At 27.3% G+C, this 13,336-nt stretch carries 15 protein-coding genes; 1 reads left to right on the top strand and 14 read right to left on the bottom strand.

Annotated elements, in window-relative coordinates; genetic code table 11:
• Positions 1-332 precede the first annotated feature (332 nt).
• The 4 genes from HR065_RS03570 to HR065_RS03555 all read right to left on the bottom strand — a co-directional run bounded on the left by HR065_RS03570 (position 333) and on the right by HR065_RS03555 (position 4,161).
• Positions 333-1,247, bottom strand: a complete 915-nt coding sequence (locus tag HR065_RS03570) for a hypothetical protein (RefSeq protein ID WP_178734584.1) — start codon at positions 1,245-1,247, stop codon at positions 333-335.
• Positions 1,248-1,298: 51 nt separating this feature from the next.
• Complete coding sequence (locus HR065_RS03780; RefSeq protein WP_178734582.1) at positions 1,299-3,077, bottom strand: ATP-binding protein; 1,779 nt, start codon at positions 3,075-3,077, stop codon at positions 1,299-1,301.
• A gap of 47 nt (positions 3,078-3,124) precedes the next feature.
• The gene (locus tag HR065_RS03560) at positions 3,125-3,424 is read right to left on the bottom strand and encodes a hypothetical protein (RefSeq protein WP_178734580.1); all 300 of its coding nucleotides are present in this window, start codon (positions 3,422-3,424) and stop codon (positions 3,125-3,127) included.
• A 98-nt stretch (positions 3,425-3,522) separates the two neighbouring features.
• Positions 3,523-4,161, bottom strand: a complete 639-nt coding sequence (locus HR065_RS03555; protein ID WP_178734578.1) for a hypothetical protein — start codon at positions 4,159-4,161, stop codon at positions 3,523-3,525.
• Between the two features lie 1,120 nt (positions 4,162-5,281).
• On the opposite strand from HR065_RS03555, the gene HR065_RS03550 reads away from it, so the two are divergent.
• A complete protein-coding gene (locus tag HR065_RS03550; RefSeq protein WP_178734576.1) occupies positions 5,282-6,670 on the top strand; it encodes a hypothetical protein in 1,389 nt (462 codons plus the stop codon).
• 75 nt (positions 6,671-6,745) lie between these two features.
• Here HR065_RS03550 and sufU read toward each other — a convergent pair whose 3' ends face one another.
• From sufU to HR065_RS03500, 10 genes are all read right to left on the bottom strand, one after another.
• Positions 6,746-7,189, bottom strand: a complete 444-nt coding sequence (gene sufU, locus HR065_RS03545; protein WP_244948364.1) for a Fe-S cluster assembly sulfur transfer protein SufU — start codon at positions 7,187-7,189, stop codon at positions 6,746-6,748.
• A gap of 24 nt (positions 7,190-7,213) precedes the next feature.
• Positions 7,214-8,404 carry an aminotransferase class V-fold PLP-dependent enzyme gene (locus tag HR065_RS03540; RefSeq protein ID WP_178734574.1) on the bottom strand — a complete coding sequence of 397 codons (1,191 nt, stop codon included), beginning with the start codon at positions 8,402-8,404 and terminating at the stop codon, positions 7,214-7,216.
• 88 nt (positions 8,405-8,492) lie between these two features.
• The gene (locus tag HR065_RS03535; RefSeq protein ID WP_178734572.1) at positions 8,493-9,401 is read right to left on the bottom strand and encodes a MetQ/NlpA family ABC transporter substrate-binding protein; all 909 of its coding nucleotides are present in this window, start codon (positions 9,399-9,401) and stop codon (positions 8,493-8,495) included.
• Between the two features lie 53 nt (positions 9,402-9,454).
• Positions 9,455-10,333 carry a MetQ/NlpA family ABC transporter substrate-binding protein gene (locus HR065_RS03530; protein ID WP_178734570.1) on the bottom strand — a complete coding sequence of 293 codons (879 nt, stop codon included), beginning with the start codon at positions 10,331-10,333 and terminating at the stop codon, positions 9,455-9,457.
• 144 nt (positions 10,334-10,477) lie between these two features.
• Complete coding sequence (locus tag HR065_RS03525; RefSeq protein ID WP_178734568.1) at positions 10,478-10,897, bottom strand: OsmC family protein; 420 nt, start codon at positions 10,895-10,897, stop codon at positions 10,478-10,480.
• A gap of 67 nt (positions 10,898-10,964) precedes the next feature.
• Positions 10,965-11,324, bottom strand: coding sequence for a hypothetical protein (locus HR065_RS03520; RefSeq protein ID WP_178734567.1), 360 nt, complete (start codon positions 11,322-11,324; stop codon positions 10,965-10,967).
• 16 nt (positions 11,325-11,340) lie between these two features.
• Positions 11,341-11,550 (bottom strand): YneF family protein, encoded by a 210-nt coding sequence (locus HR065_RS03515; RefSeq protein WP_178734565.1) that lies wholly within the window; start codon positions 11,548-11,550, stop codon positions 11,341-11,343.
• A 70-nt stretch (positions 11,551-11,620) separates the two neighbouring features.
• Positions 11,621-12,187, bottom strand: coding sequence for a 16S rRNA (guanine(966)-N(2))-methyltransferase RsmD (gene rsmD, locus HR065_RS03510; protein WP_178734563.1), 567 nt, complete (start codon positions 12,185-12,187; stop codon positions 11,621-11,623).
• A gap of 12 nt (positions 12,188-12,199) precedes the next feature.
• Positions 12,200-12,766 carry a bis(5'-nucleosyl)-tetraphosphatase (symmetrical) YqeK gene (gene yqeK, locus HR065_RS03505; RefSeq protein ID WP_178734561.1) on the bottom strand — a complete coding sequence of 189 codons (567 nt, stop codon included), beginning with the start codon at positions 12,764-12,766 and terminating at the stop codon, positions 12,200-12,202.
• Between the two features lie 9 nt (positions 12,767-12,775).
• Entirely contained in the window at positions 12,776-13,336 is a 561-nt protein-coding gene (locus HR065_RS03500; RefSeq protein ID WP_178734559.1) for a YqeG family HAD IIIA-type phosphatase, read from the bottom strand.

Here is a 13,336-nt window from a genome sequence, read left to right as displayed (position 1 = left end):
AAAAAAAGAGCTATACAAAACGTATAGCCCCTAATAATGTTGATTTATTTTTTCGAGAGTTCAATTTTTGTCCTCAGTTCAGCCTTAAAAGCTTGTTTAATGGTTTTATAGTTTAATAAAATTGATTGATTAAGCGGATATTTCTCTGGAAAAGGTTGATTTTTAGAGAAATAAGCAACTAAGAAAAAAAGTTGTAATAGTAGTTTTTAAAAAAAATTAATTCTGCAAGGTTTATTTACCTTTAAAAAAAATTATATCCTTTTACAAGGTATAAAAAAAACTAAATTGTGAATTAACACAATTTAGTTTTTGAAAAATGATGAATAATATGATTAACCTGTATAAACTTCGAATACTGTTGTCAAATCTATATATTTTTTTGTTTGTCCATTAACTGTTTCTGTTTTTATAAAAGGCGCTGTTTGAGTGTTACTCTCATCAAAAAGTTTTTTAATGTTATCTTGGTTAAGTGTAAATGTTATTTCTAAGATCATTTTTTTGTCGTTTTTGTATTGTTCTTTGTAAGTATTGTTAATACCTTTCAGTTTGTCGAAATTGTCTTTAATTTCCGATATTGTTAAATGTTTAGTTTTTTCATGTGTTTTTAATTGGTCTGTTGTTAAGGAGTTCACAGTTCTTGTTCTGTCGCTATTATTCGTTTTTGTACCGTATAATAAAATAGCTTTTTTAACATTTTCTTCTTCTTGTGTTACATTTTGTCTGTCTGTTGTGTTTGTATTTGTTTGATTTGGTTTTTCTAAAATCCATTCTATTTTATTAGCTTGCATAGCGCCTGCTACAGTATTTTTTTGTGTCTGGCCATTTTCCGACCTTTCAATAAAAAAATTCGTTATTTGACCTATTTTAGCAAAAAGATCGGTGTCAGTATAAACTTCATCTTCAAAAGACACTTGATATCTTTTTATAATTTCCTTCTTTTTTAAAGATGAAAAAGTGTCCACTAAATAATAAGTTTTTGGTGCGAAGTCTATTGCGTTCTTAGAATTTGCCCATTCTATTTCATTTTCTGTTGGGTTTAAATCTAGAACTTTAAAAAGTTTTTTAGCGTCATTTTCATTCATTTCCGTCTTGTTAGGTTGCCCAATTTTGAATATTTGTGTAATAGAAATATTATTCCTTTCTAAAACGGTCGCTGTTAAAGCAACTAAAGTTATTAAAGGTAAAGTTAACAAAATAATTGTAAATAATTTAACAGTTAAACTTTTTTGTTTTTGTAGTTTTTTCATTATTACTCCTTTATATTTGTAATTTTACTATTTTTTAGATTTTTTTCAACCTTATGGGTTTTGCCTTCTAATTTCTGCTTCCAAGTTTTCTTTTTTTATTTTTTCTTTAATCTGTTTTCTCAGCGCTTGTTCTTCTATTATTTTTCGGTTTTCTAGTTCTTGTATTTCTTTTTTTAAACAAGTTTCTATATCTGTTTCAGTAATCATTATTTTTTGTTTTGAAGGAGTTTGTGATTTTCTAGTTCTAATAATAGCTGTTAAAGCTGACTCATGTAAAATATTTATCATAGCTCTAAATGATTGTAATTCTGGATACTTTTCTAGTTCTACAACAAATCCATTTTCTAAATAATTTATCGCTTCATCTGTAATTTGATCACTTTCTGCTGTTAAAAGTTCGTCTTTTCCTGTCGTAAGGTTTGTTTGCTTTTTTTTCCATCCTTGTTTTGTTAAAAAATCCATTATTAAAAATATTTTTCTCGCTTGCAAATCTAAAGGTTTTACTTCGATTTTATGATTAAAACGAGACAAAATAGCTTCATCAATGCATTCTATATGGTTAGTGGTTCCGATCCAAAAAATGTTTTTCGTATAATCTTTTGAGAATTTAGTCAATTCCGCTTTAAAGGTTGTAGTAATCGCTCTTGTTCCCGGATTGTCAGCTATAGTCAAATCGCGCCAAGTATTTTCACACTCATCAACACAAATAATGATATTTTGACTTTCTTCAGCTCTTTTAAATAAAGCGTGCACTCTATTAATTCCTTCTCTTGTGTTGTATTTTTGAAACTCAGTGCCATCAATTTCTATATAATCAAAACCAGTTGTTTTCGCTAAAGCTCTAGCAAGAGTAGTTTTACCTGTTCCTGGGACACCGTGCAAAATAGCTCCAGTGGCAACGGGTATTTTTAACTTTTGAACATCAATGTTGTAATGCATAAATGCTTGTAGTTTATTGAAAGCTTTCTTTTCTTCATCTAAACCGGTCAATTCGTCCATTCTTTTATAACCCTCAAATTCTTTATCTCCGACTTTATGTACTTTAATTTCCTTTGCGTATTTTTCTATATTAGTTTTGTCTTCTCCGCCCATAGCAGCTACAATTCTGCTCAAATCATCACTTAAAGTATCGTTATTTTTTTGAAGTTTTAGTAATAAAGAGTCTAATTTTGCGTTTATATTATTCCCTTTTACAGCTTCACTTAAAGTAGTGTTGTTGTTTTTAAGTAGTTCGTTTATCTGTGTTAATATACCTTTATTATTATTGTCATTATCAATAAAGATTTTTTTGAAAGCGGCCGGATCAAGAATGTTTTTGTTGTTTTCTGTACCAGTTAGATTGTTGATTTGTATCTGTTTTACTGGAAAATTTTTTTGTAAGACGGCTTTAATTTCTTTTTGTAGCCCGTTTTCTCCTTCAGAGTCCGTTTCAAGTCTTGCTTTTAAAGTTGTTAATTCTCCATCTATTCTTTTAGCTGTTTCATCGAGTTTATCTACAGTAGTTACTTTTTCGTCTAAAAGTTGTTTAATTTTATCAATGCTTTGACTTAAAGAATTATTACCTTCTTTTGATGCAATAGCGTCTTTAATCTCCTGTAAAGATTTTTTCATACTTTCTACTTGTTCAGGATTTTTTAAAGCTTCAGCTAACTCGTCCACATCGATCATTTCATTAATATTATTGATTTTCATTTCTTTTTCACTTTTATTATTGTTCCATTTGGAAAGAGCGTGAAAAACTTCAACTAAAGCGATAATAGAGACAAAAAAAGTTAACAAACCGATAGCTAATTTTGAGGATTGATTATTATTTTTCTTAATTATCTCCACCTCCTTTATATTTAAGAGGTTTAATTCTTAAAGGGAAAGAATTATTTTTATTTTATAAACTTGTTGATTTTGTTTTTTAACATTTTATCAAGCAAAGTTTCATTCATTAAGACGAAATATGAATGCAAAAATTCATCATAAAAACTAGGTTTGCGAACTAAATTCTCCCCGCCTATTTTTCTAGAAGTATAATTTATAGCACTTGCAACTTGACTTTTTTTCGCTTGATAATTAATTTCGTTTGAAAGAGCTTCAAAATAAAGAAAAACACCTAAAAAAAGACTAATAATAAGACCTAAAAGAGTGAATAAAAAATAATAAATTATATTATTGCTATTTTTATTCATGTATTTCCCCCATTATTAACATACCCTTTTGATATAATTTTTATTATTTCCAAAAATAAATCTTAACTTTTTATTTCTTTACAAAAAAAGTATTTTTTTTATTTATCTTCGTTATTTTTTAATTTATCGATCGCTGCTTGTAGTTCAATCAATTTTTTATGTTCTTGCAAAGCATCTAATTTCTGAGACATTTGTTTATTTTTACCAAAAGAAAGAATTAATAAAATGCTTAAAATCATAATCACAAAAAAAGCCAACATTATCAATAATTTATGATCTAAATCTTTTTGTAAATTTTCTATTTTATTTTCTAATTTATCGTAATGATAATTTGGATAATGGCCTCCGGGATTATTATATTGTCCTCCGTTTGGATAAGGGAAAGAAGGTTGTTGCGAAATAGGAGGTGTTGTGTTGGATGCAGGGTTTGGCTGATTATCACTAACATTTGACGTTTGATTTGTTGTGGATTTTTTTTCTTGTTGTAAATTTGCAATTTCGTCTTTATCTTTTTGTTGAGATACTTTTAATTCTTTTATTTCTTTGTTTAATTTTTCTATTTCTTTTTTCTTTTGTTCATCAAAATGTAATTGTTTTTTATTTATTCTGTCTTCTAGTTTTTTTATTTTTAACTCTCTCTCTTGTATTGCTTTTTTAATTTTTTCATTATCTTCTTCTAATTTTTTGTTATCCATTTTGAATGTATTTTCTTGCGCTTTATCAATGTTTCTATCCATCTTTTTGATAGCTTCAAAACAGTTTTCCAGAAAAGGATGTACTTTAGTTTTATTAAAAAGATTAAGTTTATAAGTTAAAAATAAATTAAAAAAGATAAACAAAATAATGTGAAAAAAAATTAAAATATTACGAACGAAAAGGAATAAATCGAATTTTTTCTGGGGTTTTTTCTTTTTGAGAGTTTTTCTTATTATTTTCTTTTTAGTGGTAACATCTTTATTTAAACTCTCACTTTGAGAATTAGTTCTTTTGGGTTCATGATATCCCGACCTCCTTATTTGGAGAATTTTATAAGTTTAGTTTCATCTTCTAAAAAAATATAAAATAAAAGTATATTCATGCTTATTGACTGTTTAATTATTAAATATAGAAGGTTTTACCAACTATAATAATGACTAAATTTAATATTTTATATCATTAAAGAAAAATGTTAAAAAAATGAAATTTACGAATATATATAAAATAATATAATTTTATTTTTTAAGCGTTATTATTTAAAAAAACGTTTATTAACAATTTTTTTCGCTAAACCTCCTTCGCTACATGAATTTTTTAATGACGCAGTGAGTTCATCATAAATGATTATTAAACAATAATCATAAATATAGCTTGTTATTATTATAACATTATTTTTTTTAAAGTCAATGGAATCGTCAATTTATTAAGAAAAAAACCACTTTTGATAAAATAAAAAAGTTTTTTACTTTCTCTGTTTTCTTATTGATAAGTTTATCGAAAGGCTTTTAATTATCCTTTTTACCGTTTAATTATGTTTTTTATCTTTTCTGAGGTTATAAATTATCTTTTTTTCTAAACGAAATCTTCTCTAATTGATTTTTTTTCAAATCACAAATTATTTTCCAAAAAGATCAAACAAATGTCTCGGACGAAAAACACTCTTTTGAACCATTTTATGTTTTAATCAAAAAAAGCAAGAAAAACAATTTTCTTGCTTTTTTTGATGCTTAAATGATTGATGGATATCAGAATGAGAATAGTTTTTTTATTGTATAATAAAAGTGTATTTAATGATATTTTTTGACTTTCTCAATCCTTATTTTAACAAAGATAAAACCCATAATTTCAAATGATTAAAATTTTACACAGAAGAGGAAATATTTGCAACCGCCACAAGATAATAACAATAATATTTACGCTTTGACTAAATTTTTTTTAATCCCTATTTTATTATTATTGTTTGTTATGGCGTACCTATTTGTTCTTTATAAACGTCATCAACCATATCTAGACACTTTTTTATCGGCGGATAATACAAAGGAATCTTATTATAACGCTAAAGATTCTCATCAAAATATGGATATTGATAGTGAAATAACTGAATATGACCCCATTACAAATAATTTAATGAAAACCATTTCTACCGAAGGACATGTTAAAGAATATGACCCTATCACAGGTCATTTAATTCAAGAAAAATTCCCTAACGGTCATATTAAAAAATATAACGACCAACAACAAGTTATTAAAGAAATTTTACCCAATAAAGTTAAATTTTATTATGAATATGAACCAGAAACGCAGTCTTTATTAAGAGTTTTGGTGAATGATTTTAAAACTTTTCAATATGACCTTAAGACGGGTACAATAGAAAAAATTTTGCTTTCTGACGGAACTATCACTGAATTCAATGTTGAAAATAATCAGTTTATGCAAGAAATTCACCCCGATAAAACTATTAAAAAATTAAAAGGGAATCTGATGGAGATTATCTTTCCTACAGGATATACAAGAGAATATGACGTTATTGCGGGACATTTATTAAAAGAAATCACGCCCAAAGGAATTGTTAAAGAATACCGTAATATTTTACATCAAGAAATGTTGCCGAACGGAAACATCAGAATATATGAAGCTAATAGTGTGAAAGAAATTTCTTCAGAAGATAAAAATATTACAGAATACGACATCAACACTAAAAGAATAAAAAAAATTATTTACCCGAACGGCGATGTTAAAGAATTTAGCTTGTATAAGAATAATTTACAAAAAGAAATTTTATCAGACGGAACGATAAAAGAATATAATATCGACAATAACATTCTTATTAAAGAGTTTTTACCTGATAAATCTATTAAAGAATATGATCCAGAAAAGGGTTTTTTATTGAAACACACTTTCCCAGACGGAAATGTTTTACAATCGATACCAGATTTTGATCCTGATAGTCATAAATTAATTAAAATTTTTTTACCAGATAAAACGATCATCGAAATGGATACAGAAAAAGACCTTATTATAAGAGAAATTGCTTCAGATGAAACCGTTAAAGAAACTATTTTCGGCTATGATCCAGCAACGAATAAATTGGTTAAAATTTTCTTTCCTAACGGCCATATTAAAGAATTTGACCCTATAAAAGACTATTTAATCAAAGAGGTTTTACCTAACGGAATAACCATTGATTATGAATATGACCCTCTAACGGATGTTTTGTTAAAAACCGTTTCCTCTGATGGTCAAATTATTGATTACCAATTAAACGAATAAAGCGTTACTATAATAAATTAATCCCTATATAATAAAAAAAGCCTTTTTATCTTTGAAAAAGGCTTTTTTGGTATATTATTTTAAGGAAGAATGGTTTTTTTCGATATTTTTTTGTATAGCTTCCCAAGGGAGACTGATGCATAAAACTCTACTGGAAGGTTGTTTCAATAAGTTAAACACTTTCAATTCAGGATCTATTTGTGTTTCGTCGTAGTTTTTATCTTTCACCATTCCTAAAAAGTGATTCACTTTATTCAGCGTTTCAGGGATAGTTTTCTTTTTTAAATGTACTGACATTAAACTAGCTGATGCGCAACATACCGCGCAAGCTTGAGTATCGTGTTTAATATCCACGATAACATCATCTACTATTTTGATTTGCAAATCTATAGCGTCACCACAAGAGTTATTTTGGTAACGAATATGTAAATAACTATCGTCTTGCACTAAGCCATGGTTTTGAGGATGACTAGAATGTTGAATCATTAATTTTTTTTGTAATTCGTTCATTACACACATTGGTTAATTCCTTTGATTTTTAAATTAAACTAAAAAATCTTTTATTTTTTTTAAATGAGTAATTAAAAAAGCGATATCTTCTTCAGTATTGTGGATCCCAACAGACACTCTAATAGTGCTTATTTGGTTTAATTTTTTGGAAACTAAATTAGCACAATGTAGACCTGTTCTAAGATAGATATTATGTTTAGCTAAAGAGCTTTCCACATCATGAGCGTGAATTTTGTCAAAAACGAAAAGTACTAAATTATCAGCCCCTTCGTTCAACACCTTAATTTGTGGGATATTTTTAAATTCTTCTTTAATTTTAGCAACCATTTTTTTATTATGTTGATGAAACTTGTCTATTCCAATAGATTCAATAAATTCTAAACTTTTTTTAAAAGCAATGATTGAGCCTATATTAGGAGTTCCTGATTCAAATTTATAAGGGGTATCCCTTAAAACATAATGATCTTTAAAGACTTCTTGGATCGTACCGCCACCTAAAAAAGAAGGTTTCATTTTTTCTAAATGTTCTTTTTTACCGTAAAGAACGCCTACTCCAAAAGGTCCATAAATTTTATGAGCCGAAAAAGCCATAAAATCAACATCTAAATCTTTCATATCTAAACGTTGATGAGCTACAGATTGAGCCGCATCTAAAATCACTAACACGTCTTTTTGATGAGCAATTTGAGAGATTTCTTTAATAGGAGTTTCATAACCTAAAACGTTAGACATATGGGTTAAAACTACTATTTTAGTTTTATCGGTTAAAACAGTTTTAAAGTTTTCCACAGTGATTTTGTTTTGTTCACTTAAAGGAACAAACACTAATTTAGCTTGTTTATCTTCTGCTACTTTAATCCAAGGTAAAACGGATGAATTATGTTCTAATTCTGAAGTGATAATTTCGTCTCCTGGTTGGATGTTTTGTGAAAGAATTTGTGCTAACATATTTAAAGATTCAGTCGTTCCTTTGGTAAAAATAACTTCTTCAGGTTCAGCGTTGATGAATTGAGCCGTTTTTTCTCTGGTCTCACCCATTAAACGATTGTTTTGTACGGATAAAGCGCCGAAAGATCTAAAATTCATACCATTATCATTATAAAAATCTGACATAGCATCTATCACTGTTTGTGGTTTTAAAGAAGTAGAAGCGGAATCGAAATAAACCAATTTAGGATTGTTTTTAAAAATAGGAAAATGGGAACGAAAAGAATTATCTTTCATAAGCGGTTATTAAACTCCTTTTTTCAAAAAAAATATCACCCGTGAGGATGTCATATTTTTTTGTTTTTTATCAAATAGTTATGGATAATTATTTTTCGAAATTAGCTAGTATGTCTGCTTTTAATTTATCAGGGTTTTGGACCATAACGTAATCTTTACCTGGTCCACCAGCTTCAAACATAGTTTTTTGCACTTGTTCGTGTTTTAAAAATCTTTTCACCGCTTGGACTTTTTCATCATCTTGGTTGTTTTTGCGAGAAGCTAAAATAATAGCGTAAGAAGAGAAAACAATATTATTTTCTTGTTCTTCAGGACTTACAGTACCGATTCTTTTGAAATCAGGGTTTTTTCTCATAAAACCAGGGCAGTTGATAGATAAATCGTATTTAGTCGGATCAGTGAATAATTCCACTACTTTAAATAAGTTGTTAGTTTTAACAAAATCCAAATCATAAATATTTTCTATATCATCTAAATTCAAACTATAACCTTTAGCTTTGATCACTTCTTCATCGATTTTAACTAAATTTAAATTATTTAACAACAAAAGAGAACGTGAAAAATCACATGGTGCTGCGAATAAATCATTAAAAGGAGCAAATAACAATCTTAAGTTTTTATGTTTTTTAACATCTTCTACGGATTGAAGTTTTAAAGGGTTTTTTTGATGAACGTATAGACCGTAACGAGGGTGAAAAAACGGTTGCGCCATCGTTAATTTAGTTTCTTCATCAGTTGCCGAAAAATCGTTATAAGAATTCATAGTGTGGTAATTATTAGAAATGCTCACATCTACAAGACCTTCTTTAAGAGCGTCATTACAAGTGATTTGATATTTTTCTTTTAATTCTGCTTCAGAAATAACTTCTAAAATGTAGCCATCTTCAATCAAATGTTTAGTACTTTGTAAAGTATTTAAAGAAGAAGGAAAATTAGTAGCTATTTTAATAGTTTTTTTAGGCTTATTATCGTTGTGATTGCCAGCTAAGTTATTCATAATCGTATCCTTTTAATCTTTTTATTTATTATTTTTCTTGACGGTTATCTAGTTTATAACCAATTTTTAATTAGTCTATCTTTTAATTCTTCAGGTTTTTCAATCATAACATAATTTTTCATGCCGTTATGAGTTTGATTCACGTGAAACGCTTTAACTTCAGGATCTTGTAGAATTTGTTTTAGTATATTGATCTCTTCGCTATTTTGGTTATCTTGTCTTGAAATCAAACCAATAGCGTATGATTCTACTATTTCGTTAGTTGGTTCATTTTCGCCTGTGATATTAGAGCCGATTCTGATAAAATCAGGGTTGCTATTCATAAAAGCAGGCCAATTTGCCATTAAGTCAAATTCATCAGGATTTTCAGCAAATTTAAAAGGAATTTGAGAAGTTTTAGTAAACTCTAATTCATAAGGATTGGCGATATCAGAAAAATTAATATTTAATCTTTTCTCTTTTAAAACCTCTTCAGGAATATCGATTAATCCGTTATTTCTCAATACTAAAAGAGAACGGGAAGTATCGCAAGGTTCAATGAAAGAAAAAGCCACAGCTAATAAGACTTTTAAATTTTTATGTTTTTTAACTTCTTCTAAACTTAATAATTGTTTTTTGCTTTTTTTATTAGCGTATAAACCATATTTAGAATGATAAAAAGGTTGAATAAAAACAAAAGGTTCTTGTTTGTTTTTAATTAAAAAATCATTAGTCGCTTTAAAAACATGAATATTGGTGTAAATTAAACCATCAATTTTTTTACTTTTTAAAATATCGATATTTTCTTCAGTCCAATTAGTTTTAACTACTTCTAAATCAATACCTTTATCGTAATATAATTCTTTAGCTTTATTTAAGGTATTAATAACCGCTTGAATGGGGCTACCAACTTTAACTACTTTTCTTTCTTTTTTATTGTTTAAATTCTTCATATTAAAATCCATCTTTCTTTTACAAACAATAATCAATTTTTCAAATGATATAAATTTTTTATCTTATATTAACACGTGTTTTAAAAACCTAAAAAATCTTATGCAATTTAGGTTTATTTCTTTTTAACTTGGCTAAATATTTTTTTAAGCGATGTCTTCGTATAAAACAGCACTTAAGATTAAATGAGGATAATCATTTAACATTCTAGAAACAGGGCATTTAGTATGAACTGTATCCATGATTTCAGCCGTTTCTTGTACGGAGGCATCTTTAATACCCATAATTAGTTCTAATTTGAAATAAAAACCTTGTTCATCTTTAGCAGTACTAGTTAACACTTTGATTTTAATGTCTGATAAATGCGGTTTTTCCAAGGCAAGATATTTTTTAGTAGTTTTATAAAAACATACTAATAAAGATAAACTCATTAATTCTCTTGGATCGCTATAATTATCATTAGCATTAGTTAAAGCGGAATCTAATTTAGTTTTTAAACCGTTTTTAACGATTCCTATATCGTTTAATCTTTCTTCATGATAAGCGATTAATTTTAATTGGCTCATTTTGTTCTATTCCTTTTTAATTTTTAAAAGTTAATTTTCCCACGATAAAAGAATTATATTTTTCCTTTTAAAGGTGATGATTAGTGAATAAATATACCTCTCTTAAAGTTTTATCTTTATTCACTAAATTAAAGATTTCTATATTGATAGTGTAAAAAGAGTGTAGAGGGTTCGTATTATCGTCTTTTATTTTTCTTAAAATATTTAATTTCACTAAATTCAAAGTAATAGAAGAATTTTTAGTTAGCGGAAATTCTTTATTTTTATTTTGTAAAAAACTTTTTAAGACTTCTTTTTCTATATCCGAACAATTCAGTAAATATTTTTTCATTTTCATTTTCACTTTTCTTTCGTAAAGAAAGTTCATGACAAAAAGAGCTCCCACCACGACGAAAATGATTGCAAAACAAACTAAATAATGCTTCATTAAATAAAACCTCCTTTTATTTTTTTTTGAAAGAAGACATGATTTGTTTAATTTGTTTCTCTCCTGGGGTTCTTCCCATTTGTTTAAACATTTCTTTTATTTGTCTTTCCGTAATAGGAGGATTTTTTTCTAAATATTTTTTGAACCAACGGAACATGAAAAAAGCTCCTACAACAATTCCTAAAATTAATCCTAATAAAAATAAACCGGTTCCCATCCAATTCATACGATATAATTCTCCTTTTTATAAAATAAAATCATTCAATTTTATTATAATTTAAAACATAAATAAATTTTCATGATAAAGTCAAGAAAACTTTGCGGTAATAGTTTAATTTCTTACTACCGTATTTTTTACTTTTAATTAAATGAAAATCGTTTATTTTTGACGGTAAATTCATCTTGTGATTGGTTTCATAAATCACTAAACTATTTTGATTAGTTAAGGGACCTAAAACATTGAATAAAGGTTCCAAATAATCAGAAAAATACGGAGGATCTAAAATGATTAAACCAAAGATTAATTCTTCTTTGATAAATTTTTTCAACATTCTAAAAGCATCGCCATAAAAAATGCGTACTTCATCATTCTTTAATTGCAATTTTTGGCTGTTTTTTTTAATCGTTTTATAAGCGGCAAATAAATTATCCACCATATAGATCATTTGAGCTTTTCTACTTAAGGCTTCAAAACCATAAGCTCCTGAACCAGAGAATAAATCTAGTACTGTCTGACCTTCTATTTCTGCCCCAATTGTATCAAATAAAGCTTTGCGAACTAAATGAGAAGTACTTTTGGTTTTTTCTGAAGGAACTAAATCTAATCTAAAACCTTTGTATTTTCCTGAAATAATTTGTAACATTATTCAACACCATTATTTTTTCAATTTCTTTTCTAAAGAAACCAAAATGGCTAATTGTTCTTCAGAATGTTTAAAACCTTTAGATTGATAATATGCAAAATTAAATTTTAAAAGTTGATAAACCGCTTGATCTAAATCTTCAACAGCCAATTTTCTAAAATAATTAACTTGCGGAAAATCACGATTATTTTCTAATTTATCACTTAATAAAATAATTTTATCCAGCTTATTCATCGTCTTATGACCCCAAACATGTTTTCTAATAGCGTTTAAAATTTTTTTATCACTAATTTTAAACTCTTTTTCCAACACTACAGGAGCGCTAAAAGCGTGATACATGAAAGTAGCTTGTTTATATTTATTAATGATTTTTTTATCTAAAACAGAGACATGGAATTCTAAAGAATCGTTTTTAGTATAATCATGAAATAAAGCCGCTATTTGTGCTTGTAAGATGTCTACTTTATGCAACCGAGCTAATTCCATAGCTTTCCTATAAACTCCTAAAATATGATTCAATCTCGGAGTATCATTTTTAAATTTTTCGTTTAATTTTTTTAAAATATTTTCTATTAACATAAATCACAATCATTTTTCTAATTCAACAAAATTTTTAAATTTTTGTTGATAAATTTTCGGATTATTTTTTTTGATTTTTTTGATGTAAGGTCTTTCGATGAAATAACGGCTTAAACGAGAAACTAATGATTCGTTGTTTCTATTAATCGGTTTTACTAAAATAGAAGTAATCTTCATTTTATTAGCTCCTAAAATATCCGTTCTTAATTGATCACCGATCATCACTGTTTCTTCTGCTGAAACGTTAAATTGTTCCAAAGCTTTTAAAAAGCCCCATGAAGAAGGTTTTTTATGAAAAAAAGTAAGCGGAATATAATCAAAATCACTTTTTAAAACAGTTGCCAATCTTTTTTGAGAAGCATTCGAAAGAATCACTATTTTAAATAAGGGTTGCATTTGTTGTAAAAACTGTTTATTTTCTTCGCTTAAAGCGTTTTGGTTGTTTTCTAATAAAGTGTTATCTAAATCAAAAAACAAAGCTTTAACACCCTTTTTCGCTAAATCATCATAAGGGATATCTAAAAAAGAATCATAATAAAATTCAGGCAAATATTTATTCGCTTTTTCCAT

The sequence above is a fragment of the Candidatus Phytoplasma pruni genome, assembly GCF_013391955.1.
Classification (GTDB): domain Bacteria; phylum Bacillota_I; class Bacilli_A; order Acholeplasmatales; family Acholeplasmataceae; genus Phytoplasma.
Note: the sequence above shows the minus strand (reverse complement) of the source record. Positions and strands in the feature narration are given on the sequence as shown.

Bases quoted from the DNA above. Each gene is read 5' to 3' on its own strand.
- HR065_RS03570 (WP_178734584.1), bottom strand. From the start codon at position 1,247: ATGAAAAAACTACAAAAACAAAAAAGTTTAACTGTTAAATTATTTACA.
- HR065_RS03560 (WP_178734580.1), bottom strand. From the start codon at position 3,424: ATGAATAAAAATAGCAATAATATAATTTATTATTTTTTATTCACTCTT.
- HR065_RS03555 (WP_178734578.1), bottom strand. From the start codon at position 4,161: ATGGATAGAAACATTGATAAAGCGCAAGAAAATACATTCAAAATGGAT.
- sufU (WP_244948364.1), bottom strand. From the start codon at position 7,189: ATGTGTGTAATGAACGAATTACAAAAAAAATTAATGATTCAACATTCT.
- HR065_RS03540 (WP_178734574.1), bottom strand. From the start codon at position 8,404: ATGAAAGATAATTCTTTTCGTTCCCATTTTCCTATTTTTAAAAACAAT.
- HR065_RS03535 (WP_178734572.1), bottom strand. From the start codon at position 9,401: ATGAATAACTTAGCTGGCAATCACAACGATAATAAGCCTAAAAAAACT.
- HR065_RS03530 (WP_178734570.1), bottom strand. From the start codon at position 10,333: ATGAAGAATTTAAACAATAAAAAAGAAAGAAAAGTAGTTAAAGTTGGT.
- HR065_RS03525 (WP_178734568.1), bottom strand. From the start codon at position 10,897: ATGAGCCAATTAAAATTAATCGCTTATCATGAAGAAAGATTAAACGAT.
- HR065_RS03520 (WP_178734567.1), bottom strand. From the start codon at position 11,324: ATGAAGCATTATTTAGTTTGTTTTGCAATCATTTTCGTCGTGGTGGGA.
- HR065_RS03515 (WP_178734565.1), bottom strand. From the start codon at position 11,550: ATGAATTGGATGGGAACCGGTTTATTTTTATTAGGATTAATTTTAGGA.
- rsmD (WP_178734563.1), bottom strand. From the start codon at position 12,187: ATGTTACAAATTATTTCAGGAAAATACAAAGGTTTTAGATTAGATTTA.
- yqeK (WP_178734561.1), bottom strand. From the start codon at position 12,766: ATGTTAATAGAAAATATTTTAAAAAAATTAAACGAAAAATTTAAAAAT.
- HR065_RS03500 (WP_178734559.1), bottom strand. From the start codon at position 13,336: ATGGAAAAAGCGAATAAATATTTGCCTGAATTTTATTATGATTCTTTT.